Origin of the sequence: Streptomyces sp. NPDC101181, from assembly GCF_044767975.1 — a bacterium.
Lineage (GTDB): Bacteria > Actinomycetota > Actinomycetes > Streptomycetales > Streptomycetaceae > Streptomyces.
This window is the reverse complement of record NZ_JBIWOX010000011.1, coordinates 123,703-146,841: the sequence shown is the minus strand read 5'-3', so window position 1 is coordinate 146,841 and position 23,139 is coordinate 123,703. Positions and strand designations below refer to the sequence as shown.

The following is a 23,139-nucleotide window of genomic DNA, read 5'->3' as shown; positions in this document are numbered from 1 at the left end:
CGGCGCATCGTAGACGGCGCCGCGATGTGCCGGGAATGAGCCTACGCGCGCGGTTCCTGCCGTGTGACGGCGGCGGGCCCGACCCGGGCCCGGGAGACGGGACCGGCCCCGTCAGGGGCCGAACGTCAACGCCACCAGGGCCGCCGTCGCCGCGCTCTCCGCGACCCCGCCGAACACGTCCCCGGTGACCCCGCCGAACCGCCGCACGCAGTGCCGCAGCAGGGGTTCGGCCACGGCCAGCGCGCCGAGCACCGCGAGCGCGTGGCGCAGCACCCCGTAGGGGCCGAACGCCGCGCCCGCCGCCCCGCACAGCGCCACGGCGACCGCCGCCGTGAGCAGCGCCCACCCCACCGGGACCGTGCCGGCCACCGTCGCCCCGAGCCCCTCCGGCCGGGCCGCCGGGACGCCCCGGCGGGACGCCAGGGTCAGTGCGAGCCGGGCGGCGACGGCCGCCACGAGCGTCGCGAGCGCCCCGTGCGCCCAGCCCCGCCCGTACAGCTCGGCGAGGGCGGCGACCTGGGCCAGCAGGACCAGGAGCAGGGTGATGACACCGAACGGCCCAATGTCGGACCGCTTCATGATCCGCAGCGCGTCCCCGGCCGGTTTCCCGCTGCCCAGCCCGTCCGCGGTGTCCGCCAGGCCGTCCAGGTGCAGCCCCCGGGTGAGGGCCGCAGGCGCCGCGACGGAGGCCACCGCCGCGAGCAGCGGCCCCGCTCCGGCCAGCAGCACCAGGGAGCCGAGGGCGGCGGCGAGCAGCCCCACGACGAGTCCGGCGAGCGGCGCGCAGACCATGCCCGCCCTGGCGGTCGCGCGGTCCCAGCGGCTCACACGGACGGGGAGCACGGTCAGGGTGCCGAAGGCGAAACGCAGGCCGTGGCTGTTCAGGGAGGTCACCGCGGGCAGGCTAGCCGCTCCGGCCCGCCGCTCCCACCGCTAGATTGGCCGAACAGGGACAAAACGCCGCAGAGGCCGAGGCGCGGGAGTGGGTGGCATGGGGAACTGGTGGCACACCAACATCGCCGAACCGGGCAAACTCCCGCTGCTCCTGGCCCTGGCCGCCTTCGTCCTGACCTTCGCCGTCACCCGCACCATCACCCGGCTGATCCGGGCCGGGAAGGGCCCGTTCCGCAACATCACCCCGGGCGGAGTGCACATCCACCACGTGGTGCCCGGGGTCGTGCTGTCGGTGATCGGCGGCTTCGGGGCGGTGGCGGCCGGGCGGCACGGGGTGGCCGCCGCGGTCTGCGCGGTGATCTTCGGTGTGGGGGCGGGGCTGGTGCTGGACGAGTTCGCGCTGATCCTGCATCTGGACGACGTGTACTGGAGCGAGGAGGGCCGCCAGAGCGTGGAGGCCGTCGTGCTGACCGCCTCGCTGGTCCTCCTGGTCCTCGCGGGCTTCTCACCGCTCGGCGTGGACGACGTGAGCGACGGGGAACAGCAGGGGCGCCTCGGCGTCATCACGTCCTACGCGGTCAACTTCTGCTTCGTCCTGACCGCCCTGTTCAAGGGCAAGACACGGATGGCGGTGCTCGGCACCCTCGTCCCGTTCGTCGCGCTGGTCGCTGCGGTCCGCCTCGCCCGCCCCACCTCGCCCTGGGCCAGGCGCTTCTACCGCCACCGGCACCGCGCCCGCTCCCGGGCGGTGCTGCGGGCCTACCACCACGACGTCAGGTGGGCCGGGCCGCGCCGCAGGTTTCAGGACCTCATCGGCGGCACCCCGGACCGGGCGCCGCTCCCGCCCGCCCGCGGGTCCTGAGCCGGCCGCCGCCGCCCGCGCCACTCCCGTACACCGCACACCACCAGGACGGCGGCGATGGCGGCCAGGTGCTCACGGCCCGCCAGGTTGTCCTTGACCAGCACCTCCACCACCATCGCGACGACGACCAGCGCCCCGGTGAACCAGGCGCGGTGCTGGTGGCAGACGTACACCGCGAGTCCCACGACCGCCGCCGAGGGGCCGGTGTCCACCACCCGCGCGTCCGACGCGGGCAGCCCGAGGAAGGCGTCGGGCCCCAGCGCGACACCGATCCGGGCGTAGAGGGTCCCGGCCAGCGTGGCCAGATACGCGACGGCGAGCGTCCGCCACCGGCCCAGGCACACCTCCGCGATGCCGAACACCAGCAGGATCTGCGCGAGCGCGCCCCACACCGGCAGATCCGGCGCGGGTACGAACAGCGAGAGCGGGGTGCGCAGCAGCGCCTGCCAGAGCGGATCCCCGGCCCGGACCGCACCCAGCCCCCGCACCGGGTGGAAGCCCCACGGCTGGTTCTGCACCAGCTGGATCACCGCGGTCAGCGCCACCGCCGTCAGCGTCAGGGCGAACGCCCGCGCCCCGCGTCCGGCGAGCCCCGCGCGTACGGCGGCCACGAGCGGACCCCACTCGCGCGCCACCGCCCGGAGCGGGGCCGTCCAACGGCTCATCCACGGGCGCCCAGGTGCGAGCGGTGCAGCCACTTCGGCAGCCCCGGTGCCTCCAGGAACCCCTCGGCGCGGCCCGCCGCGAGGGCGATGCGCGCGAGGTCGGCGCTCTTCTCGAACAGCATGAAACGCGGCTCCCAGACGGGTCGGTACTTGGCGTTGGCCCGGTAGAGCGACTCGATCTGCCACCAGCGCGAGAAGAAGCTCAGCAGCGAACGCCACAGCCTCAGCACCGGTCCCGCGCCGAGCCGCGATCCCCGCTCGAAGACGGACCGGAACATCGCGAAGTTGAGTGACACCTGCGTGATCCCGATCTCGCCGGAGCGCTGGAGCAGCTGGATCACCATGAACTCCATCAGCCCGTTCTCCGCGTCCCGGTCGCGGCGCATCAGGTCGAGGGAGAGGCCGCCCGGCCCCCACGGCACGAAGCTCAGGACCGCGCGCAGCGCGCCGGGCGCCCCGCCCTCGCCCGCGTCCCGGCACTCCAGCATCACGCACTGCCCGTCGGCCGGGTCGCCGAGCCGTCCGAGGGCCATGGAGAAGCCGCGCTCGGTCTCCCCGTCGCGCCAGTCGTCGGCGCGCCGCACCAGGTCGGCCATCTCCGGTCCGGGGATGTCCGCGTGCCGCCGGATCGTCACCTCGTACCCGGCGCGGGCGACCCGGTTGTAGGCCTGGCGCACCGTGCGCATCGCCCGACCGTCGAGCGTGAACTCGGCCGTCTCCACGATGGCCTCGTCGCCCAGCTCCAGGGCGTCCAGACCGTGCCGGGCGTAGACCGTGCCCGCCTCCTCGCTCGCCCCCGTCACGGCCGGGATCCAGCCGTGCTCCCGGGCCTCGGCCAGCCAGGGATCGATCGCGCCCGGCCAGGCCTCCGGGTCGCCGATCGGGTCGCCGGAGGCCAGGGAGACGCCGCCGACCACCCGGTAGACGACGGCGGCCTTGCCGGTCGGCGACCACACGGCGCTCTTCTCGCGGCGCAGCGCGAAGTAGCCGAGCGAGTCACGCTCGCCGTGCTTGTCCAGCAGCACCCGCAGCCGCGCCTCGTCGTCGGCGGAGAGCGGGTCGACCGCGCGGCGGGCGCGGAAGGCCGCGTACACGACGGCGATCAGCAGCAGCGTGGACAGGACGTTGATGACGACGTCGACCCAGCCGGGTGTGGTGATGCCGGGGAAGCGGGAGTCGTCGGCGGCCACCGAGACCAGCCGGAGCGCCCCGTAGCGCCAGCGGTCCAGGAAGGTGGAGCGGTGCTCGTCGTGGGCGGTGTTGGTGAGGGTCACCAGGGCGGCGGCGACGAGCGAGGTGACCAGCAGGCCCGCCACGGCGACCAGGGCCGCCAGCTTCGGGTTGGAGCGGTCCCCCTTGGCGTAGAACTCCCGCCGCCCCAGCAGCAGCGCCACGACGAACGCGGTGGTTAGTACCAGCGAGATCCAGTTCTGGGCGTGCCCGCGGAACTCCTCGAAGAACAGCGCGAGGACCAGGACCAGCAGCACCAGCCCGCCGAGGACCAGGTTGACGATCCAGGCGGCCCGCTTGCGCCGCCGCATGGTGATCGCCAGGAACAAGGCGATCACCCCGGAGGAGAATCCGGCGGTGAGCAGGTAGGGCGTGAAGTAGTCCTCGGTGTTGTGCCGCCTCAGGTCCTGGCCGAAGGCGACCCAGACGGCGCTGAGGAAATTGATGAACGAGACGACGCGCAGGTACCAGATGGCGAACGCGGCGCTCCGCCGGGACCGGACGGTGCTGCGCCGGGCTGACTCTTCGACGGTTCGAACCTCTCCCATGAGAGGTGATCATATGGCGCATTACGGACATAGGGGCGGCGGGCATATTCCCCGCGCCCCCGCAGGGCAGCCCATGCCCCGCGCCCCGGCAACCCGTGCCCCGGGACCCGGGCCCGGCAGCCCGCACCCCCGCACCCCGGCCCCGGCAGCCTGTGCCCCCGCACCCCGCGCCCCGGCAGCCTGTGCCCCGGCAGGGCGACTCGCGCTCCGGCAGGACATCCCCCCCCGGGGGCACGCCCCTAGGTCGCGTCGAGCGCCCGCTCCCGGTCCTGGTCCTGGTCCGGCTCCCCGGGCCCCTCGTCCTCCCCGGCCCCCTCATCGGGCACCGGCTCCGCCGCACGCTCCGGCAGCTCGGCGGCGAGCGCGGCCGCCGCCTGCACCAGCGGCAGGGCCAGCAGCGCCCCGCTGCCCTCGCCCACCGTCACCCCGTGGTCCAGCAGCGGGGTCAGGGCCATCCGGTCCAGCGCCTTCGTCTGCGCGGGCTCCCCGCTGACCTGCCCGGCCAGCCACCAGTCCGGCGCGCGGAACGCCGCCCGCTGCGCCACCAGCGCGCAGGCCGCCGAGACGACCCCGTCCAGGATCACCGGCATCCGGCGCACCGCGCTCTGCAACAGGAACCCGGTCATCGCCGCCAGGTCCGCGCCGCCCACCGCGGCCAGCAGCTCCAGCTGGTCCCCGAGCACCGGCCGGGCCCGGCGCAGCGCGTCCCGCACCGCCGCGCACTTGCGCATCCACGCCAGGTCGTCGATGCCCGCACCGCCGCGCCCGGTCACCACCGAGGCGTCCGTGCCGCACAGCGCCGCGATCAGCGTGGCCGCGGCGGTGGTCCCGCCGACGCTCAGATCCCCGAGCACCACCAGATCGGTGCCGGAGTCCGCCTCCTCGTCGGCGATCGCCATGCCCAGCCGGACCGCCCGCTCGGCCTCCTCGGCGCTCAGCGCGTCCTCGACGTCGATCCGCCCCGAACCCCGCCGCACCCGGTGCCGCACCACGGACTCGGGCAGCAGCTCCGGATCGCAGTCCAGCGAGGCGTCCACCACACGCAGCGGCACCGAGAACCGCCGAGCCAGCACCGCGGCCGGGCCGGCGCCGTCCAGCGTCGCCCGGACCAGCTCGTACGCGCTGCCCGCCGCCCGCCCGGAGACGCCCAGCTCCGCCACCCCGTGGTCACCGGCGAAGATCACCAGCCGCGGCTGCTCCACCGTCCTGACCGGGACGGACTGCTGCGCGGCGCTGAGCCACTCGGCCAGCTCGTCCAGGCGCCCGAGCGCCCCGGGCGGCACGGTCAGCCGCTCCCGCCGCTCCTCGGCGTCGCGGCGAACGCCCCCGTCGGGGCGTTCGATCAGGTCGGAGAAGTCGTCCAGGTTCACGGAGGTCTGCCTCGCGGGTCGTCACGTCGGGGTCCGGTCCGGGAACCCGGCGGCGGGCCCCTGCCCGGAACAGTACCCGCCGCCCTCCCCGGACCCACCGGCACCGGTGACGCCCCCTCACCCCCGCACCACCAGCACCTGCCCCGCCACCACCAGCAGCACCTCCTCGCACTCGGCCGCCACCGCCGCGTTCAGCCGGCCCAGCTCGTCCCGGAAGCGGCGCCCCGCGGGCGTCGCCGGGACCACTCCGGACCCCACCTCGTTGGTCACCAGCACCACCGCCCGCCGGGTCCCGCGCACCGAGGCGACCAGCTCCGCGACGCGCACCCGCAGCGCCGCCTCGCCGCCGTCCCGCCACCGCTCGTCCTCCCAGGCCCCCACCCGGTCCATCGCGTCGGTCAGCCACAGCGACAGGCAGTCGATCAGCAGCGGCGGCCCCGGGGCCCGCAGCAGCTCGGTCAGCTCGCAGGTCTCCTCCGTCCGCCAGCCGCCCGGTCTGCGCTCCCGGTGCAGCCCCACCCGGGCCGCCCACTCCGGGTCCCCCTCGCGGCGGCCGCCGGTCGCCACGTACACCACGTCCGGGAACGTCTCCAGCCGCCGCTCCGCCTCCACCGACTTCCCCGACCGCGCACCGCCCGTCACCAGCACCCGGCGCGGCACGTCCGGCACCGCGTGGTACTCGCCCACCACCAGCGTCGTCCCGTCCGGCACCGCCCGCGCCCCGGCCGCGGCCAGCCGCCGCTCCAGCGCCGCGCCCGGCGGGGCGTCGTGGTCCAGATGGACCGCGATCACCTCGGTGACGGGGCCGACCGCGCCCACCGACCGCAGCCGGGCCACCGCGTCGGGGCGCCCGGCCACGTCGCACAGGACCATGTCGTACGGTCGCTCCGCCCGCTCCGTCAGCCCGGCGGGCGCGGCCCCCGGCGGCAGGTACAGCAGCCGCTCGCCCTCCGGGGCGCTCACCTCGTAACCGGTCCCCGGCGCGTCCATCGCCACCGCCCGCACCCGGTGCCCGCTGATCAGCGTCAGCACCTGCCCGTCCGGCACCCGCCCGGCAGGCGGCAGTACGGCGGGCAGTTCGACGGCGGGCCCGTCGTGCGGGTGGGTCAGCAGGACCTGGCGGACCGCGCCCAGCGAATGCCCCGCCCGCGCGGCCGCGAACACCGCCCCCGGGGTGAGGTCCAGCAGCAGCGCGTCGTCGACCAGCAGGGCCGTCGCGGCCCGCGCCCAGGGACCGCGGGCCGACGCGCAGACCGCGCAGGGGCAGGAGGGGCGCGGCAGCCCCTCGGGGGCTCCGGTGCCGAGCAGAGTCAGTTCCACCCCTTGATCCTCCCGTGTCCCCACGCCAGGTGCGCGCCCGGCTAGGCTTCCCTCAGCAACGTGACCCAGGAGGCGGACATGGCGTGGACGTGGCGGTTCGAGAAGTCCGACGGTACGGAGACGGAGCCGGCGTTGCAGCCGGAGGAGTTCACCACCCAGGGCGACGCGGAGTCCTGGATCGGTGAGTTCTGGAAGGAACTGCTGGAGGGCGGCGCCGAGCAGGTGACGCTCTTCGAGGACTCCACCAAGATCTACGGTCCGATGAGCCTCCGGGCCGACGGCGCCTGAGGCCCGTCCGACGCGAACGCGAAGGGCGGTACGGGATGTCCCGTACCGCCCTTCCGTGACGTCCGGGGGCCTCAGATCTCCCCGAGCGTGACCTCCGCCGTCCGGCTGTCGCCGCTGCGGGTGTACGTCACCGTGACCTTCTGGCCCGGCTTGTCGTTCGCCAGCGCCTCGGAGAGCGAGGTCACCGTGGTGATGCCGCTGTCCCCGATCTTCGTGACGACGTCCCCGGCCCGCAGTCCCGCGTCGGCCGCCGCGCCGCCCCGGTCCACGCTGACCAGCGCCACCCCGGCCGGCCGGTAGCTGTCGTCGACGACGGTGCGGCCGGTGATGTTCAGCGCGGCCCGGCCGGAGTCGGTGACCCGGCCGTCCTTGACGATCTGGCCGGCGACCGTCCGCACCATCGAGACCGGGATCGCGAAGCCGATGCCCGGCGCCGCGCTGTCGCCCATCTGCGGGTCGCTCGCCGCGAGCGTCGGGATGCCCACGACCTCGCCGCGCAGGTTGACCAGCGCCCCGCCGCTGTTGCCCGGGTTGATCGCGGCGGAGGTCTGCACCATGTCGGCGATCGTCGCCCCCGTGCCGCCGCCCGCCCGGCTCTCGCTCACCGTCCGGCCGAGCGCCGAGACGATGCCCTGGGTGACGCTGCTGGACAGGCCGAGCGGCGAGCCCATCGCCAGCACGATCTGCCCCACCTCGACCTTCGCCGAATCGCCGAACGTCGCGGGCTTCAGCCCGTCCGGCACCTTGTCCAGCTTGATCACGGCCAGGTCCTGCTCCGGATACGAGGAGACCAGCGAGGCGTCCAGCACCTCCTCCCCGGTCGCGACGGTCACCTTGAACTTCTTCTCCTCGCCGACCACATGGGCATTGGTGACGATGTGGCCCCGGTCGTCGTAGACGACGCCGGAACCGAGGCTGTCCGAAGCGTCGATCTGCACCACCGACGGCAGTACGTCCTTGATGACCTGCTGGTAGCCCTCCTCCAGGTCGCCCGGCGCCCGGAGGGCCGCACCCCGGGCCGTGCCGGAGGCATCGGCCTCCGGGGCGGAGGCCGGCGGGCTCGACGCGGAGCAGCCGCCCACGAGGAGGACCGCGCACACGGCGGCCGTCAGGGGCGGCAGCAGCCGCCGGGTGAGGGGGCGGGGGCCCCGGGCGCGGCGGCGAGGGGAGGAAGAGGGCAGGTCCGGAGTGTCCATGCCGGAAAGTCTGGTCTCCGCCGCCGCCCGGACACCCGCCCTGATGGGCCGAACGGGAACCGCCCGCGTAGGGCCCTCAGGGCGACGACGGCAGTTCGACGAGGGGTCCTAGCCGCGTACCCCGCACAGGTGCAGCAGCGCTGCCACACCCCGGTAGGGGTCGGTGCGCCCGGCCCGGTCCTCCAGGACCAGGGCCCGCTCCACCTCCCCGGGGGCCGGTACCGCGTCGTCGGGCACCCCATCGGTGAAGACCCGCACCCCGTACCAGGCGTGCAGTGGGGCGGCGATCCCGGCCAGCGTGGCCCGCAGGGCCTCCAGCCGGTCGGCCCGGACCGTGCGGCCGCGGTCGTCGGTGTACGCGGCGGAGTCGAAGGCGGCCAGGGCCGCACCGAAGTCACCGGCCAGCGCCGGGCGCATCGCGAGCGCGTCCGCGTTCCGGACGAGCAGGGAGAGCAGACCGCCGGGGGCCAGCATCCGGGCCAGCCCGGCCAGCATCGGGTCCGGCTCCTCGACGTACATCAGGACCCCGTGGCACAGCACCACGTCGAAGCTGCCGGGCAGGAAGTGCACCCCGGTGTCCCGGCCGTCGCCCTCGATCAGCCGCACCCGCTCCCGGATGCCCTCGGGCTCCGTCGCCAGCGCCGCTCGGGCCGCCCCCAGCGGTTCCGCGTCCGACTCCAGGCCCGTCACCGAGTGACCGGCCCGCGCCAGCCGCAGCACCTGGACGCCCCGGCCCATGCCGACGTCCAGGACGCGCAGCCGCCGCCCGACCGGGAACCGCCCGGCTATCTGCTCGTCCAGCTGGCGCCCGACGAGCTCCTGGCGAACCGTCTCACGCACCCCGCGGGCGGAGTCCGGTCCCACCGGAAGGGCACCGCCCGAGCCCGAGGCCTCCGTGGTCAGGGCCGCTCTCCGCGCTTGACCTGCGGCTTCGGCAGCCGCAGTCGGCGCATCTGGAGCGTGCGCATCAGGCCGTACGCCACGGCCCCGCGCTTGGCGGTGTCCGGGAAACGCTCCCGCAGCTGCTTCTTCAGGCGCAGCACCAGGCCGACCGAGTCGATCACGATCAGGATGATCACACCGAGCCAGAGCAGCAGCGAGATCGTCTGGATGTTCTGCACCTGGATCACGCTGAGGACCAGGATGATCACGGCGAGCGGCAGGAACCATTCGGCGATGTGGAAGCGCGAGTCCACGTAGTCGCGGACGAAGCGCCGCACCGGGCCCTTGTCACGGACCGGGAGATAGCGCTCGTCGCCCGAGGCGAGCGCCTCGCGCTGCCGGGCCAGATCGGACCGGCGCGCCTCCCGCTGGCGCTTCATGGCCGCCTTGCGGTCGGCCGGCGCGGCCGAGTTGGCCCGTCGGCGCTGCGTCTGGGCCTCGCTGCGCTTGGGGGTGGGGCGACCCTTGGGAGCCTGCGGGTCGCGGGGCTGCTGGGAGAGGTCCGCCGTCACCTGATCGGTGGGGGCCTTCTCTGTCTTGGCACGGCTACGGAACACAAAACCCAAGGGTACGGGGTCGGTGGGCGGACCCGGGACCGCGGGCGGGAACGATCCGGCAACGGACCGCGTCCCCGGACGCGTCCGACGGGCGCTCCCGGGGGCGTTCGCCGCCGGTTCGCGGCCCGGACGGCCGGGCGTCACCGGGCGTCCCGGGGATCACCTACTCCCTGGGCGGGAGTGTTCACGGGGGGTACTCGTCCTTGGGGAGGAGCACATCCGCCGCCGAACAGTGCGGTAATAGAGGCAGGGCCCGTACTGTGGGTTCTATCGGGAGTGCTGGAGTCCAGTCCGTCAGAAGGGGGCGCGCGAAGCCCATGAGCGGTGTCATGAAGCGTATGGGGATGCTTTTCCGCGCGAAGGCAAACAAGGCCCTTGACCGGGCCGAAGACCCGCGCGAAACCCTCGACTACTCCTACCAGAAGCAGCTGGAGCTGCTGCAGAAGGTGCGTCGCGGCGTCGCCGACGTGGCGACGTCCCGCAAACGCCTGGAGTTGCAGCTGAACCAGTTGCAGGGCCAGTCGTCCAAGCTGGAGGACCAGGGCCGCAAGGCGCTGGCGCTGGGCCGGGAGGACCTGGCCCGCGAGGCGCTGTCGCGCCGCGCCGCGCTCCAGCAGCAGGTCACGGATCTGGAGACGCAGCACACCACGCTCCAGGGCGAGGAGGAGAAGCTCACCCTCGCCGCCCAGCGCCTCCAGGCCAAGGTGGACGCCTTCCGCACCAAGAAGGAGACCATCAAGGCCACCTACACCGCCGCGCAGGCCCAGACCCGGATCGGCGAGGCCTTCTCCGGCATCTCCGAGGAGATGGGCGACGTCGGCCTGGCGATCCAGCGGGCCGAGGACAAGACGCAGCAGCTCCAGGCGCGGGCCGGTGCCATCGACGAACTGCTCGCCTCCGGCGCCCTGGACGACCCCTCCGGCACGGCGAAGGACGACATCGCCGCCGAGCTGGACCGGATCTCCGGCGGCAGCGACGTGGAGCTGGAGCTCCAGCGGATGAAGGCCGAGCTGGCGGGCGGCTCCTCGTCCTCCCAGCAGGCCATCGAGGGCGGCGCTCAGGACGGTACGCCGCAGTCGCAGCAGTCCCCGCACAAGTTCGACAAGCAGTGAGGGCAGCGTCATGATCGTACGGATCATGGGGGAAGGCCAGGTCAAGCTGGCCGACAGTCACTTCGTCGAACTCAACGAGCTCGACGACGTCCTGCTCAAGGAGATGGAGAGCGGTGACGGACCCGGCTTCCGCACCACCCTCCACGCGCTCCTGGACAAGGTGCGCGAGCTGGGCGCGCCGCTGCCGGACGACTCGCTGGAGCCGTCCGAGCTGATCCTCCCGGCGCCCGACGCGACCATCGACGAGGTTCGCGCCATGCTCAGCGACGACGGGCTCATCCCCAACTGATCCCGCCCCGTCCCGCCCGCACTCCCCAGCGCCCCGCGCCCGGTCCGCCGGCCGCGGGGCGCCGTGCGTGCGGCCCGCCCGCGTGAGGGGACGCCCGGCCGGACGGGTCCCGGACGCCCGGCCCGGCCGCGTACCGTTGCTGGACGTGACCACCCTCTCGTCCGGCTTCGCGCGGGCCCGCCGCTGGCTGCGGGGCCACCCCCTCGCCTTCGACGCGGCGCTGGCGTTCTGTCTGCTCGCCGCGATGATCTGCAGCGCGTTCACCGCCCCGGGAGACGGTCACGGGCCGCCCGTCTTCGGGGCCCGTACCCCCGAACCGCTCAGCGTGCTCCTGATGACGCTCACCGCCGCCGGCCTCATCCTGCGCCGCCGCCGCCCGATGCAGGTCCTCGCCTTCACGGCGGCGCTCGCGGCCGTCGAGTACATCCTGGTGGACCCGCCCGCCCCGGTGGTCATGAGCACCGTCATCGCCCTCTACACCGTCGCCTCGCGCACCGACCGCCCCACCACCTGGCGGGTCGGGCTGCTGACGATGGGCGGGCTCACCGCGGCCGCGATGCTCTTCGGCTCGACCCCCTGGTACAGCCAGGAGAACTTCGGGGTCTTCGCCTGGACCGGGATGGCCTCCGCCGCCGGGGACGCCGTACGCAGCAGGCGCGCGTTCGTGGACGCCATCCGCGAGCGCGCCGAGCGGGCCGAGCGCACCCGCGAGGAGGAGGCCCGCCGCCGGGTCGCCGAGGAGCGGCTGCGCATCGCCCGGGACCTCCACGACGTCGTCGCCCACCACATCGCCCTGGTCAACGTGCAGGCCGGGGTCGCCGCCCACGTCATGGACAAGCGCCCCGACCAGGCCAAGGAGGCCCTCGCCCACGTCCGCGAGGCCAGCCGCTCCGCGCTCAACGAACTGCGGGTCACCGTGGGACTGCTGCGCCAGCAGGGCGACCCGGAAGCCCCCACCGAACCGGCCCCCGGCCTCGCCGTCCTCGCCGAGCTGGTGGACACCTTCCGCAACGCCGGCCTGCCCGTCGAGGTGGCCTGCGCCGACGAGGGGACCCGGCTGCCCTCCGCCGTCGACCTGGCCGCCTACCGGGTCATCCAGGAGGCCCTGACCAACGTCCACAAGCACGCGGGCGCCGGAGCCAGGGCCGAGGTCAGCGTCGTGCGGGTCGGGGCCACCGCGGAGATCACCGTCCTCGACAACGGCCGCGGCCGCCGCAGCCGTGCCACCGCCACCGGTCAGGACGGCCGCCACGGCCCCGCCGACGTCGGACCGGACAGCGGCGGGCACGGCCTGATCGGGATGCGCGAACGCGTCACCGCCCTCGGCGGGACCCTCACCGCGGGACCTCGCTACGGCGGCGGCTTCCGGGTCCATGCGATCCTTCCGGTCGAGGCCCGCGCGGGTGAACCGGAGCTGCCGGGCGCGGCGGGCGGAACGGGGGCACGCCGATGACGCAGCCGACTCCGGTGCGGACGCCGATCAGGGTGCTGCTCGCCGACGACCAGGCCCTGCTGCGCAGCGCGTTCCGGGTGCTGGTCGACTCCGAGCCGGACATGCAGGTCGTCGGCGAGGCGGCGGACGGGGCGCAGGCGGTCGAGCTGGCCCGCGCGACGGGCGCCCACGTGGTGCTGATGGACATCCGGATGCCGGGCACCGACGGGCTCGCCGCCACCCGCATGATCAGCGCCGACCCGGCGCTGTCCGACGTGCGGGTGGTCATGCTCACCACCTTCGAGGTCGACGAGTACGTGGTCCAGTCGCTGCGCGCCGGGGCCTCCGGCTTCCTCGGCAAGGGCGCGGAGCCGGACGAGCTGCTGAACGCCATCCGGATCGCCGCGGCGGGCGAGGCGCTGCTCTCCCCGGCGGCCACCAAGGGGCTCATCGCCACGTTCCTCGCCCAGGGGGGCACGTCGGGGCAGGGGCCCGACGGCGCGGAGTACGCGGAGCGGCTGGGCGCGCTGACCGGCCGGGAGCGCGAGGTGCTGGTCCTGGTCGCGGGCGGCCACTCCAACGACCGGATCGCCGAACGCCTTGCGGTCAGCCCGCTCACCGTGAAGACCCACGTGAACCGGGCGATGGCGAAGCTCGGCGCCCGGGACCGGGCCCAACTGGTCGTCATCGCCTACGAGTCGGGGCTGGTGCGCGCCCGGGTCGACTGACCGGGGGAGCGGCGCGGTGTACGGGGGCGTACTCCACCTGCGGTATGCGCGGCATAAGAAAGCAGCCCCGGGGACCGACGTCCGGGCCGCGCGCGGCGGAGATCGTAGGGGTGGGCTGAGAGGTGTCCCCGTGTTCCCTCCCGCCCTCTTCCGCGTCCGCCACAGAAGAGAGATGCACCCATGTCCTGGCTGTCCAGATTCAGCCTCGCGCAACGGGCCCTGATCGGACTGATCTCGGTCGTCGCGCTCGTCTTCGGCGCGATAGCGATCCCGCAGCTCAAGCAGCAGCTGCTGCCCACCATCGAACTGCCGATGGTGTCGGTGCTGGCGCCCTACCAGGGTGCGTCCCCCGACGTGGTGGAGAAGCAGGTCGTCGAGCCGCTGGAGAACTCCATCAAGGCCGTCGACGGAGTCGAGGGCATCACCTCGACCGCCAGCGAGGGCAACGCCCTGATCATGGCGACGTTCGACTTCGGCGACGACGGCACCAAGCAGCTCGTCGCCGACATCCAGCAGGCGGTCAACCGGGCCCGCGCCGAGCTGCCCGACACCGTCGACCCCCAGGTGGTCGCCGGTTCCACCGACGACATCCCGGCCGTGGTCCTCGCCGTCACCTCGGACAAGGACCAGCAGGCGCTGGCCGACCAGCTCGACGGCACCGTCGTCCCGGCGCTCCAGGACATCGAGGGGGTCGGCCAGGTCACCGTGGACGGGGTCCGGGACCTCCAGGTCTCCGTCGTGCCCGACGACGCGAAGCTCGCGGCGGCCGGTCTCGACGCGGGCTCGCTGGCCCAGGCCCTCCAGACGGGCGGCGCGACCCTGCCGGCCGGAGCCTTCTCCGAGGAGGGCAAGAGCCGCACCATCCAGGTCGGCGGCGGCTACACCTCCCTGAAGCAGATCGAGGACCTCCGGGTCGTCGGCAAGGGCGAGGGGGAGAAGCCCGGGAAGCCGGTACGCCTCGGCGACGTGGCCGAGGTCAAGCAGGAGCCGTCCGCCGCGGTCTCCGTCACCCGCACCAACGGCAAGCCGAGCCTCGCCGTGATGGCCACGATGGACAAGGACGGCAGCGCCGTCGTCATCTCCGACGCCGTCAAGGACAAGCTGCCCGGACTCCGTGAGGACCTGGGGGCGGGCGCCGAGCTGACCGTCGTCTCCGACCAGGGCCCGGCCGTCTCCAAGGCGATCTCCGGGCTGACCACCGAAGGCGCGCTCGGTCTGGTCTTCGCGGTCGTCGTGATCCTGGTCTTCCTCGCCTCGGTCCGCTCGACGCTGGTCACCGCGGTCTCCATCCCGCTCTCCGTGGTCCTCGCGCTGATCGTGCTGTGGACCCGCGACCTGTCGCTGAACATGCTCACGCTCGGCGCGCTGACCATCGCCATCGGCCGGGTCGTCGACGACTCGATCGTGGTGCTGGAGAACATCAAGCGCCACCTCGGCTACGGCGAGGAGCGCCGGTCCGCGATCATCACCGCGGTCAGGGAGGTGGCCGGAGCGGTCACCTCCGCCACGCTCACCACCGTCGCGGTGTTCCTGCCCATCGGCCTGGTCGGCGGCATGGTCGGCCAGCTCTTCGGCTCGTTCTCGCTGACCGTCACCGCGGCCCTGCTGGCCTCGCTGGTGGTCTCGCTCACCGTGGTGCCGGTGCTGTCGTACTGGTTCCTGCGCCCGCCCAAGGGCACCCCCGAGGACGCGGCCGAGGCCCGCCGGATCGCGGAGGAGAAGGAGGCCCGCAGCAGGCTCCAGCGGCTGTACGTCCCGATCCTGCGCTTCGCGACCCGCCGCCGGATCACCAGTGTGGTCATCGCCGTCGCGGTCCTCGTCGCCACCCTGGGCATGCTGCCGCTGCTGAAGACGAACTTCTTCGACGCGGGCGAGCAGGAAGTCCTCACCGTCAAGCAGGAACTGGCCCCGGGCACCAGCCTGGAGGCCGCCGACGAGGCCGCCCGCAAGGTCGAGAAGGTCCTGGCCGACGACCGGGGCGTCAAGGACTACCAGGTCACCGTCGGCTCCTCCGGCTTCATGGCGGCCTTCGGCGGCGGTACGGGCTCCAACCAGGCGTCCTACCAGGTCACCCTGAAGGACGCCGCGGACTACGAGAGGGCCCAGGACCGCATCGACCGGGCCCTCGGCAGGCTCGACGGCATCGGCGACACCTCCATCGCCGCGGGCGACGGCTTCGGCTCCCAGGACCTGAGCGTCGTGGTCAAGGCCTCCGACGCGGACGTCCTCAAAAAGGCCGCCGACGCCGTCCGCGACGAGGTCGCCACCCTCAAGGACGTCACCGACGTCCAGAGCGACCTCTCGCAGAGCGTCCCGCGGGTCTCCGTGACCGCGGGCGACCGGGCGGCCGCCGCCGGATTCGACGCCACCGCGCTCGGCGGGGTCGTCGCCGGAGCCGTACGCGGCGCCCCGGCGGGCACCGCGATGCTGGACGACACCGAGCGCGACATCGTCGTCAGGTCCGCCCGCCCGGCCACCACCATGGCGGAGCTGAAGGCACTGCCGCTCGGGCCGGTGAAGCTCGGCGACATCGCCGAGGTGAAGCTGGTCCCGGGCCCGGTCTCGACCACCCGGATCGACGGCCGGAGGGCGGCGACGATCACCGCCAAGCCGGTCGGCGACAACACCGGCGCGGTCGGCACCACGCTCGCCCAGAAGATCGACGCCCTGGACCTCCCGGACGGCGCCACCGCCACCATCGGCGGCGTCACCGAGGACCAGAACGAGGCCTTCCTCCAGCTCGGCCTCGCCATGCTGGCGGCCATCGCCATCGTCTTCATGCTGCTGGTCGCCACCTTCCGGTCGCTGATCCAGCCGCTGATCCTGCTGGTCTCGGTCCCGTTCGCGGCGACCGGAGCCATCGGCCTGCTGCTCGTCACGGGCACCCCGCTGGGGGTCCCCGCGATGATCGGCCTGCTGATGCTCATCGGCATCGTGGTCACCAACGCCATCGTGCTGATCGACCTGATCAACCAGTACCGGGCCCAGGGACTGGGCATCGTGGAAGCCGTCATCGAGGGCGGCCGCCACCGTTTCCGTCCGATCCTCATGACGGCCCTGGCGACGATCTTCGCGCTGCTGCCGATGGCGCTCGGCGTCACCGGCGACGGCGGGTTCATCTCGCAGCCGCTGGGCGTCGTGGTGATCGGCGGTCTGGTCAGCTCCACGGTCCTGACCCTGCTGCTCGTACCGACGCTGTACGCGATGGTCGAGCTGCGCAAGGAGCGCCGCGTTGCGAAGAAGGCCGCCAAGCGCGCCCGGAAGGACGGGACTCCGGAGCGGTCCGGGCCGGAGACGGCCCGGGAGACGCAGCCCTCGGGCGTCTGACCCGCACCGCCGACGTCCCGGGGCCTGCCCCACGCGCCGCGTGGGGCAGGCCCCTTCGGTCACCGCACCGGCGGGCGGGCGGCCCCTCAGCCGGTACCGCCGAGCGCCCGGCCGATCCGGACCCACATCTCCCCGTGCGGCCCGGGGTGGCTCACGCGGAGCGCGGCGGTCTCGCGCAGCAGCCGCAGCCGGGTCTCCTCCGGGGCCTTGTGGAGCAGCGCGGTCAGGTCGCCCGGGTCGAAGCCACGGGTCTCCCCGGACAGCACCAGGGCCAGCTGGGCATGGGTGAGCGAGGAGAGCCGGTCGCGGAAGACCTGCCCCTCGATGCCTCCCGCGTGCATCAGCGCCGTGCCGTCCCCCTGCTCCAACGCCCGGTCCACGAACTCCTGGAGGGCGTCCCGGTCCGCCACCAGCCGGTACGCGGCGTCCAGCCCCTGGGTGCGGCCGATGTCGAGCATCGCGACGTGGGCCAGCGGGGTGTCCGGGGGCGGCCGCACGTCCAGCAGGCGCGGGTGCTCCTCCAGATGGGCCCGCGACTGGTCCCAGTCCGCGCACCCCAGCCACTCCGCGAGCTGCTCGGAGAGGATCAGCGAGTCGTAGGCGGCGGTCACCCCGTGGGCGAGGGCGGCCTCGCGGAGCTCGGCGTGCCGCTGGGCTCCCCGCGGGTCAAGCACCGCCAGCTCTTCGAGGGCGGTGGCCGCCTCCGCGCTGCTGAGGACCCCGGCGTTGCGGGACCAGAAGTCGCGGGAGCGGGGCCCGTCCGGCGCGAACATCCAGGCGCTGACGACCTCCAGGGTCGTCGGCGCCAGGGCGAGCCAGTCCGGCGCGGGCAGGAAGGTCTCCTCCTCCCAGACCGTGCGCACCGTTTCGGCGTCGCCGTACGACCGCAGCGCCTGCCGGGCCCGTACGGTCACGGCGTCCGGGCCACCGGCCGCCTCCCCGTCCGCGTCGAGCCACCGCACCAGCTCGGTCAGTCCGGTCGCGGGCCAGGGCTCGGGGCAGCGCAGCAGGAAGGCGTTCCGCTCGACGCGCAGGCGGCGGGCGGCGGCCGGGTCGGCGTCGGTGAACTCCCCGGCGGTCTCGTCGAACTCCTCGACGGCCACCGCGTGTTCGCCCCTCCGGGCGAGGGCCCGGGTCAGCTCGCTGAGCGCGGAGACGAGGGCGGCGACGGCGGGTTCGGACGCCCCGGGGTGCTCCAGGGCCAGTGACACGCGCAGGGCCACCGACTCCCGGAGCGCCTCCGCCGCCCCCTCGGCGTCCCCGTTCAGCTCCAGGTAGGTGCCGAGCCCCTGGAGGGCGTCGGCCAGGTCCGGCAGCGCGACGTCGCCCAGGTCCCGCAGCAGCTCGACGGCCTCCCGCGCCGGGGTCAGCGCCTCCTGGGGGCTGCCGGTGCCGGCCAGGCTCCGGGTGAGGGTGGTCAGGGCGGCGGCGAGGGCCGGGCGGAGGTCCTCGTGGCGCTGCCCGGCCTCCTCGCGGAGGAGTCCGACGGCTTCCTCCGCCGTCCTGTGACCGGCCGCCGGATCCCCGGCCCTGACGAGGTGGGCGGCCAGGCCGTCGAGGGCGGTGGCCAGCTCCGCACGGAAGTCGTCCGGCCGTCGTGCGGTGAGGTTCCGGAGGTGGCCGACGGCCTCCCGGGCCGCCTCGGCCGCCCCGGAGCCGTCGCTCACCGCCGCCCGGTGGCCGCCGAGCGCGTGCAGGGCCCCGGCGAGCCGGGGGAGGAAGGCCTCCGGGTCGTCCTCGGCCAGGTCCCGGAGGAGACCGACCGCCTCCTCCGCCGCGGGCACGGCCTCCACCGGCTCCCCGGAGGCGGCCAGCTGCCCGGCGTACCGCAGCAGGTACTCCGCGAGCGCCGGGACCGACGCGCCCGGCAGGCCCTCCTCGACCAGTTCGCGCTGGAGCCGTACGGACTGCTTCGCGAACGGCAGGGCGGTCGCCGGGTCGCCGGTGTCGGCGATCCGGTCGCCCAGGGCGCCCATGGTCAGGGCCAGTTCCGCCTGGAACTCTCCCGGGTGCTCCATGCCCAGCTCGGCGTAGATCCGGGCCGCCTCCTTCGCCGGAGGCAGGGCGCCGGTGCTGTCCCCGGTACCGGAGAGCCGGTCGGACAGCCGGTGCAGGGCCCCGGCCACGGCCGGCAGGAACGCGCCGGGCCGCTCCGCGTCGAGCGCCTGGTAGACCTCGGCCGCCTCCCGGGCCGGGGCCACGGCCCCCGCGCGGTCCCCGCTGACGGCCCGCAGCGCGGAGAGGCCGTCCAGCGCCGCGGCGAATGCGGGCCGGGCCGCGGGATCGCCCCCGGCGGCGCTCCGGCCGTCGCGTACGGCCTGCTCCGCCCGTGGCAGTGCGTCGGTTCCGCTCGCCTCCGGGCCGGTCCGCGCGGCCGGGACCCGTCCCGCCGCCTCCCGGTCCCCGCCCGCGTGCCGCCGCGCGGCGCCGGTGTCCGCCGACCCCGCGATGCCCGTGCTGCCCTCGTCGCCCATGCCCGCCCACCGTCTCGCTGCTCGTCCGTCGTCCCCGTCGTCCCGCGGTCGCGCCGGGCGGCGGCGACTGCGGTGAGTAGCAGCGTAGTTACGCAAGGGTGGGCCGGGTGCCGGACGGTGAAAGTCGGCCCGATCCGGTGGGTGGGCGCGGACTCCGGGGCCTGGCCCTGACGGCGCGCCGGGCCCCGGAGTCCGCGCGGGTGTCCGCTACGGCAGCGCCAGCATCCGCTCCAGGGCGAGCTTGGCGTACTTCTCCGTCTCGGGGTCGACCTCGATCCGGTTGACCAGCTTGCCGTCGGCCAGCGACTCCAGGGTCCAGACCAGGTGCGGCAGGTCGATGCGGTTCATCGTGGAGCAGAAGCAGACCGTCTTGTCGAGGAACACGATCTCCTTGTCCTCGGCGGCGAAGCGGTTGGCCAGGCGGCGGACCAGGTTCAGCTCGGTGCCGATCGCCCACTTCGAGCCGCGCGGGGCCGCCTCCAAGGCCTTGATGATGTACTCCGTCGAGCCGACCTGGTCCGCGGCGGCGACGACCTCGTGCTTGCACTCGGGGTGGACCAGCACGTTGACCCCGGGCATCCGGGCCCGGACGTCCTCGACCGACTCGACGGAGAAGCGGCCGTGGACCGAGCAGTGCCCGCGCCACAGGATCATCTTCGCGTTCCGCAGCTGCTCGGCGGTGAGGCCGCCGTTCGGCTTGTGCGGGTTGTAGAGGACGCAGTCGTCCAGGCTCATGCCCATGTCCCGCACGGCCGTGTTGCGGCCCAGGTGCTGGTCCGGGAGGAAGAGGATCTTCTCGCCCTGCTCGAAGGCCCACTCCAGGGCCCGTTTCGCGTTCGAGGAGGTGCAGATCGTGCCGCCGTGCCGGCCGGTGAAGGCCTTGATGTCGGCGGAGGAGTTCATGTACGAGACGGGCACCACCTGGTCGGCGACCCCGGCCTCGGTCAGCACGTCCCAGCACTCGGCGACCTGCTCGGCGGTGGCCATGTCGGCCATCGAGCAGCCCGCCGCCAGGTCCGGCAGCACGACCGCCTGGGCGTCGGTGGTCAGGATGTCCGCGGACTCGGCCATGAAGTGCACGCCGCAGAAGACGATGTACTCCGCCTCCGGGCGGGCAGCCGCGTCGCGGGCGAGCTTGAACGAGTCGCCGGTGACGTCCGCGAACTGGATGACCTCGTCGCGCTGGTAGTGGTGGCCGAGGACGAACACCTTGTCCCCGAGCCTCTCCTTCGCCGCGCGGGCGCGCTCCACCAGGTCCGGGTCGGACGGCGAGGGGAGGTCGCCGGGGCATTCGACGCCGCGCTCGCTGCGCGGGTCGGCCTCACGGCCGAGCAGCAGCAGCGCGAGCGGCGTCGGAGTTACGTCCAGGGGCTGGGCCGTGGTCACGTCACGCACCCTTTCTAGTCTGCGAACCTCAGCGACTTCTGCTTCTGCGAACTCGCCCTTTTCGTCTATTTGACGCTATCTATGATAGCCGCTTCGTGTCACGTTGACGATGCCGATAGCGTCGATGTGACGCATCCCCCGGGCGACCGGGTGTGCGAGCATGAAAAGGAACAGACAAGCGCTTGGCCCGGAATGAATCCGCGGCGCAGGCGGTTGAACCGTCGGCAAGCAGTCCGTACAACCCGGGAGAGAAGCAGATGTCCGTATCGGACGAGACCACCACCGTGAGCGACGGCATCCTCCTGTCCGACGCCGCCGCGGCCAAGGTCAAGGGCCTGCTGGAGCAGGAGGGCCGTGAGGACCTGGCGCTGCGCGTCGCCGTCCAGCCCGGCGGCTGCTCCGGCCTGCGCTACCAGCTCTTCTTCGACGAGCGCTCGCTCGACGGCGACGTCGTGAAGGACTTCGACGGCGTCAAGGTCGTCACCGACCGGATGAGCGCCCCGTACCTGGGCGGCGCCTCCATCGACTTCGTCGACACCATCGAGAAGCAGGGCTTCACGATCGACAACCCGAACGCCACCGGTTCCTGCGCCTGCGGCGACTCGTTCAGCTAGACGCCGCGAGCACGGCGTACACGAGGGCGGCCCCGGGAGATCATCCCGGGGCCGCCCTCGTGTACGCCGTCCGGGCGCGGCTCAGCCGCGCGGCACCGTGCCGCCGGACGCCGCGTCGACCACCGTGCGCTCACCCAGCGGCCGCTCCAGCGTCACCGTGCGGGTCAGCTCCTTGGCGATCATGATGCAGGGCTTCTTGTCCTCCTGCGGCTTCTCCGCGACCGAGATCCGCACCTGGCCCGCGCTCTCCTTGGCGCTCGCCGTGTACGTACTGCACACCCCGCCCCAGAAGGTCACCTCCAGGGTCCGGCCGTCCGCGCCGTACGAGGTCACCTTCCGGTCCCCGGAGGGCGCCGGGCTCTCCGGCTGCTCGACGAACTCCGGGTCCACGGCCACCTGCGTGACCGTGGACTCCGGGCCGCCCGGCGCCTGGCGCACGGTGAAGAGCCAGGACGGCACCAGCGCCGGCCGGCCGTCCACGTGGTGCAGGGCGAGACCGAACACCGCGTCCTCCACCGTCCGCTCCACCGGCGCCCGCTTGCCGTTCGACGGCACACAGTCGGGCGCCGAGCTCTTCGGCTCACCCTCCAGCGGGACGGGGGTGGCGCAGCCGCCGATGTCCCGGCCGCCGTCGCCCCGGCCCCGGCTCTCCGCGTTCAGCTGCTTCAGCGCGTCGTCCGCGCCGACGGCCGGATAGGTGTCCCCCTTCTCCAGCGCCTTGAGGTGACCGCTGCCCCCGGTCACCTCGCCGTCCGGGCCCACCTGGACACCGGTCGACCAGCCGTATGTGGGGAGCCCGTCGATCTTCGGGTCGGCGTTGACCACACGGACCTCGCCCATCAGCTGGCCCGCGTCCAGCGCCGCGTCGTCCTGCCCGGCCGCCTTGAGGACCGGGGCGGCGGCCGCCTTCGCCGCGCTCTCGCCGACCGGGGTGCCGCCGCCCGGCTCCCCGGATCCGTTGGCACACATCTTCCCCGGCTCGCACGGCTCGACGGGGGTGGTGCGGGAGAACGTCCAGGTGCCCGGGGCCTCCTTGCCCACCTTCAGCAGGGCGCCGGGTCCGTCGTCGTCACCGACGACCCAGGACGCCCCCTCGGTGCGCGGGGTGCCCGGGATGCCCAGCGCCTTCGCCAGCCGGGTGACATCGGCCGGGGCCACCGTGCCCGCCGCCCGGTACACGGCCGCCTCCCCGGGGCCCTCCGGCAGCGCACCCGGGGCCCGGTAGACGACCGGGGGGCCGCCCGGGTCCGGCTCGCCGGGGGCGATGCCCGCGGGAGGGGTGCTCGGACCGCCGGGCGCGGCCGGGTCCGCCCCGACGGCCGCGGTGTCCAGGGCCAGCGGGGAAGCCTGGCCGGAATCCGGGGCCCCGTCGCCGGCCGGGCCCGCCGCCCAGTACATCCCGCCCCCGGCCAGCAGCACGGCCGCGGCCGCCGAGGCCACCACGAGCGGCGTACGCCGCCGACGGGGGCCGGTCACGTCGTTGTCGGGTCGCTCGGTGCTCACCGGATCGCTCCTTCGCCTGCGCTGCCGTCGCGGGCCAGCCGCGTGCCCCCGGACGGGGACACCGGTGGGACGGGGCCGGGGGACGAGCGGTTCCCGCGCCCGGCGGACCTGGCGTGGGAAACGCGGCGTTCACGTCGGCAAGCGGGCCGGAACGCGCCGGGGGAGCGCGCGCCCTCAGTCGCCGTACTCGGACATCGCGTCGACGAGCCGCGCGGAGGCGGGCGGCACCGTGACCCCGTGGATCAGGGCCGGCTCCACCGGCGGGACGGCGGTCCTCTGGGACGCGGACCAGTGCGGAGCCATGCGCGCGCAGTCCCCGCGCAGCTCGGCCAGGCTCACTTCGGACTCTCGCGATGCGATGTGCTGGTACATGCCCGCACCGTAACCACCGTCACGCTCAGG

20 protein-coding genes are annotated in these 23,139 nt (G+C 74.2%); 8 read left to right on the top strand and 12 right to left on the bottom strand.

Annotation, left to right across the window (positions count from 1 at the left end):
• Nucleotides 1-111: 111 nt before the first annotated feature.
• Nucleotides 112-894, bottom strand: coding sequence for an adenosylcobinamide-GDP ribazoletransferase (locus ACIRRU_RS18305; protein ID WP_403681509.1), 783 nt, complete (start codon nucleotides 892-894; stop codon nucleotides 112-114).
• Between the two features lie 97 nt (nucleotides 895-991).
• Between ACIRRU_RS18305 and ACIRRU_RS18300 the strand changes: the two genes are divergently transcribed.
• The gene (locus ACIRRU_RS18300) at nucleotides 992-1,756 is read left to right on the top strand and encodes a hypothetical protein (protein WP_403681507.1); all 765 of its coding nucleotides are present in this window, start codon (nucleotides 992-994) and stop codon (nucleotides 1,754-1,756) included.
• On the opposite strand, the gene ACIRRU_RS18295 is transcribed toward ACIRRU_RS18300, so the two are convergent.
• From ACIRRU_RS18295 to ACIRRU_RS18280, 4 genes are all read right to left on the bottom strand, one after another.
• The gene (locus ACIRRU_RS18295; protein ID WP_403681504.1) at nucleotides 1,696-2,421 is read right to left on the bottom strand and encodes a hypothetical protein; all 726 of its coding nucleotides are present in this window, start codon (nucleotides 2,419-2,421) and stop codon (nucleotides 1,696-1,698) included. The genes ACIRRU_RS18300 and ACIRRU_RS18295 overlap by 61 nt on opposite strands.
• On the bottom strand, nucleotides 2,418-4,199 hold the full coding sequence (locus ACIRRU_RS18290) for a phosphatidylglycerol lysyltransferase domain-containing protein (protein ID WP_403681502.1): 1,782 nt from the start codon (nucleotides 4,197-4,199) through the stop codon (nucleotides 2,418-2,420). The genes ACIRRU_RS18295 and ACIRRU_RS18290 overlap by 4 nt, the downstream gene beginning before the upstream one ends.
• 239 nt (nucleotides 4,200-4,438) lie before the next feature.
• Nucleotides 4,439-5,569: a nicotinate-nucleotide--dimethylbenzimidazole phosphoribosyltransferase gene (gene cobT / locus ACIRRU_RS18285; protein WP_403681500.1), complete on the bottom strand. Its 1,131-nt coding sequence runs from the start codon at nucleotides 5,567-5,569 to the stop codon at nucleotides 4,439-4,441.
• 117 nt (nucleotides 5,570-5,686) lie between these two features.
• Entirely contained in the window at nucleotides 5,687-6,889 is a 1,203-nt protein-coding gene (locus ACIRRU_RS18280) for a bifunctional adenosylcobinamide kinase/adenosylcobinamide-phosphate guanylyltransferase (RefSeq protein ID WP_403681498.1), read from the bottom strand.
• Between the two features lie 78 nt (nucleotides 6,890-6,967).
• On the opposite strand from ACIRRU_RS18280, the gene ACIRRU_RS18275 reads away from it, so the two are divergent.
• Entirely contained in the window at nucleotides 6,968-7,177 is a 210-nt protein-coding gene (locus ACIRRU_RS18275; RefSeq protein ID WP_363202754.1) for a hypothetical protein, read from the top strand.
• 71 nt (nucleotides 7,178-7,248) lie between these two features.
• Here ACIRRU_RS18275 and ACIRRU_RS18270 read toward each other — a convergent pair whose 3' ends face one another.
• From ACIRRU_RS18270 to ACIRRU_RS18260, 3 genes are all read right to left on the bottom strand, one after another.
• Nucleotides 7,249-8,373 carry a S1C family serine protease gene (locus ACIRRU_RS18270; protein ID WP_403681496.1) on the bottom strand — a complete coding sequence of 375 codons (1,125 nt, stop codon included), beginning with the start codon at nucleotides 8,371-8,373 and terminating at the stop codon, nucleotides 7,249-7,251.
• 108 nt (nucleotides 8,374-8,481) lie between these two features.
• The gene (locus ACIRRU_RS18265; RefSeq protein WP_403681494.1) at nucleotides 8,482-9,213 is read right to left on the bottom strand and encodes a class I SAM-dependent methyltransferase; all 732 of its coding nucleotides are present in this window, start codon (nucleotides 9,211-9,213) and stop codon (nucleotides 8,482-8,484) included.
• Between the two features lie 59 nt (nucleotides 9,214-9,272).
• Nucleotides 9,273-9,872, bottom strand: a complete 600-nt coding sequence (locus ACIRRU_RS18260) for a DUF3043 domain-containing protein (protein ID WP_403681492.1) — start codon at nucleotides 9,870-9,872, stop codon at nucleotides 9,273-9,275.
• 329 nt (nucleotides 9,873-10,201) lie between these two features.
• On the opposite strand from ACIRRU_RS18260, the gene ACIRRU_RS18255 reads away from it, so the two are divergent.
• From ACIRRU_RS18255 to ACIRRU_RS18235, 5 genes are all read left to right on the top strand, one after another.
• The gene (locus ACIRRU_RS18255; protein WP_363202566.1) at nucleotides 10,202-10,984 is read left to right on the top strand and encodes a PspA/IM30 family protein; all 783 of its coding nucleotides are present in this window, start codon (nucleotides 10,202-10,204) and stop codon (nucleotides 10,982-10,984) included.
• A 10-nt stretch (nucleotides 10,985-10,994) separates the two neighbouring features.
• A complete protein-coding gene (locus ACIRRU_RS18250; protein ID WP_363202565.1) occupies nucleotides 10,995-11,273 on the top strand; it encodes a hypothetical protein in 279 nt (92 codons plus the stop codon).
• A gap of 145 nt (nucleotides 11,274-11,418) precedes the next feature.
• A complete protein-coding gene (locus ACIRRU_RS18245; RefSeq protein ID WP_403681489.1) occupies nucleotides 11,419-12,726 on the top strand; it encodes a sensor histidine kinase in 1,308 nt (435 codons plus the stop codon).
• Nucleotides 12,723-13,433: a response regulator gene (locus tag ACIRRU_RS18240; RefSeq protein ID WP_403681487.1), complete on the top strand. Its 711-nt coding sequence runs from the start codon at nucleotides 12,723-12,725 to the stop codon at nucleotides 13,431-13,433. Before ACIRRU_RS18245 ends, ACIRRU_RS18240 begins: the two co-directional genes overlap by 4 nt.
• A gap of 180 nt (nucleotides 13,434-13,613) precedes the next feature.
• Complete coding sequence (locus ACIRRU_RS18235) at nucleotides 13,614-16,760, top strand: efflux RND transporter permease subunit (protein WP_403681485.1); 3,147 nt, start codon at nucleotides 13,614-13,616, stop codon at nucleotides 16,758-16,760.
• 86 nt (nucleotides 16,761-16,846) lie between these two features.
• Here the strand turns inward: ACIRRU_RS18235 and ACIRRU_RS18230 are convergent, their stop codons facing one another.
• Complete coding sequence (locus tag ACIRRU_RS18230; protein ID WP_403681482.1) at nucleotides 16,847-19,234, bottom strand: tetratricopeptide repeat protein; 2,388 nt, start codon at nucleotides 19,232-19,234, stop codon at nucleotides 16,847-16,849.
• 207 nt (nucleotides 19,235-19,441) lie between these two features.
• On the bottom strand, nucleotides 19,442-20,620 hold the full coding sequence (nadA, locus tag ACIRRU_RS18225) for a quinolinate synthase NadA (RefSeq protein ID WP_363202560.1): 1,179 nt from the start codon (nucleotides 20,618-20,620) through the stop codon (nucleotides 19,442-19,444).
• 257 nt (nucleotides 20,621-20,877) lie between these two features.
• On the opposite strand from nadA, the gene ACIRRU_RS18220 reads away from it, so the two are divergent.
• A complete protein-coding gene (locus tag ACIRRU_RS18220) occupies nucleotides 20,878-21,234 on the top strand; it encodes an iron-sulfur cluster assembly accessory protein (RefSeq protein ID WP_003969624.1) in 357 nt (118 codons plus the stop codon).
• Between the two features lie 81 nt (nucleotides 21,235-21,315).
• On the opposite strand, the gene ACIRRU_RS18215 is transcribed toward ACIRRU_RS18220, so the two are convergent.
• On the bottom strand, nucleotides 21,316-22,737 hold the full coding sequence (locus ACIRRU_RS18215) for a hypothetical protein (protein ID WP_403681479.1): 1,422 nt from the start codon (nucleotides 22,735-22,737) through the stop codon (nucleotides 21,316-21,318).
• Between the two features lie 174 nt (nucleotides 22,738-22,911).
• A complete protein-coding gene (locus ACIRRU_RS18210; protein ID WP_403681476.1) occupies nucleotides 22,912-23,109 on the bottom strand; it encodes a hypothetical protein in 198 nt (65 codons plus the stop codon).
• Nucleotides 23,110-23,139 lie beyond the last annotated feature (30 nt).

Coding starts and splice junctions, on each gene's coding strand:
- ACIRRU_RS18300 (WP_403681507.1), top strand. CDS start 992: ATGGGGAACTGGTGGCACACCAACATCGCCGAACCGGGCAAACTCCCG.
- ACIRRU_RS18295 (WP_403681504.1), bottom strand. CDS start 2,421: ATGAGCCGTTGGACGGCCCCGCTCCGGGCGGTGGCGCGCGAGTGGGGT.
- ACIRRU_RS18290 (WP_403681502.1), bottom strand. CDS start 4,199: ATGGGAGAGGTTCGAACCGTCGAAGAGTCAGCCCGGCGCAGCACCGTC.
- ACIRRU_RS18275 (WP_363202754.1), top strand. CDS start 6,968: ATGGCGTGGACGTGGCGGTTCGAGAAGTCCGACGGTACGGAGACGGAG.
- ACIRRU_RS18270 (WP_403681496.1), bottom strand. CDS start 8,373: ATGGACACTCCGGACCTGCCCTCTTCCTCCCCTCGCCGCCGCGCCCGG.
- ACIRRU_RS18255 (WP_363202566.1), top strand. CDS start 10,202: ATGAAGCGTATGGGGATGCTTTTCCGCGCGAAGGCAAACAAGGCCCTT.
- ACIRRU_RS18250 (WP_363202565.1), top strand. CDS start 10,995: ATGATCGTACGGATCATGGGGGAAGGCCAGGTCAAGCTGGCCGACAGT.
- ACIRRU_RS18240 (WP_403681487.1), top strand. CDS start 12,723: ATGACGCAGCCGACTCCGGTGCGGACGCCGATCAGGGTGCTGCTCGCC.
- ACIRRU_RS18235 (WP_403681485.1), top strand. CDS start 13,614: ATGTCCTGGCTGTCCAGATTCAGCCTCGCGCAACGGGCCCTGATCGGA.
- ACIRRU_RS18230 (WP_403681482.1), bottom strand. CDS start 19,234: ATGGGCGACGAGGGCAGCACGGGCATCGCGGGGTCGGCGGACACCGGC.
- ACIRRU_RS18220 (WP_003969624.1), top strand. CDS start 20,878: ATGTCCGTATCGGACGAGACCACCACCGTGAGCGACGGCATCCTCCTG.
- ACIRRU_RS18210 (WP_403681476.1), bottom strand. CDS start 23,109: ATGTACCAGCACATCGCATCGCGAGAGTCCGAAGTGAGCCTGGCCGAG.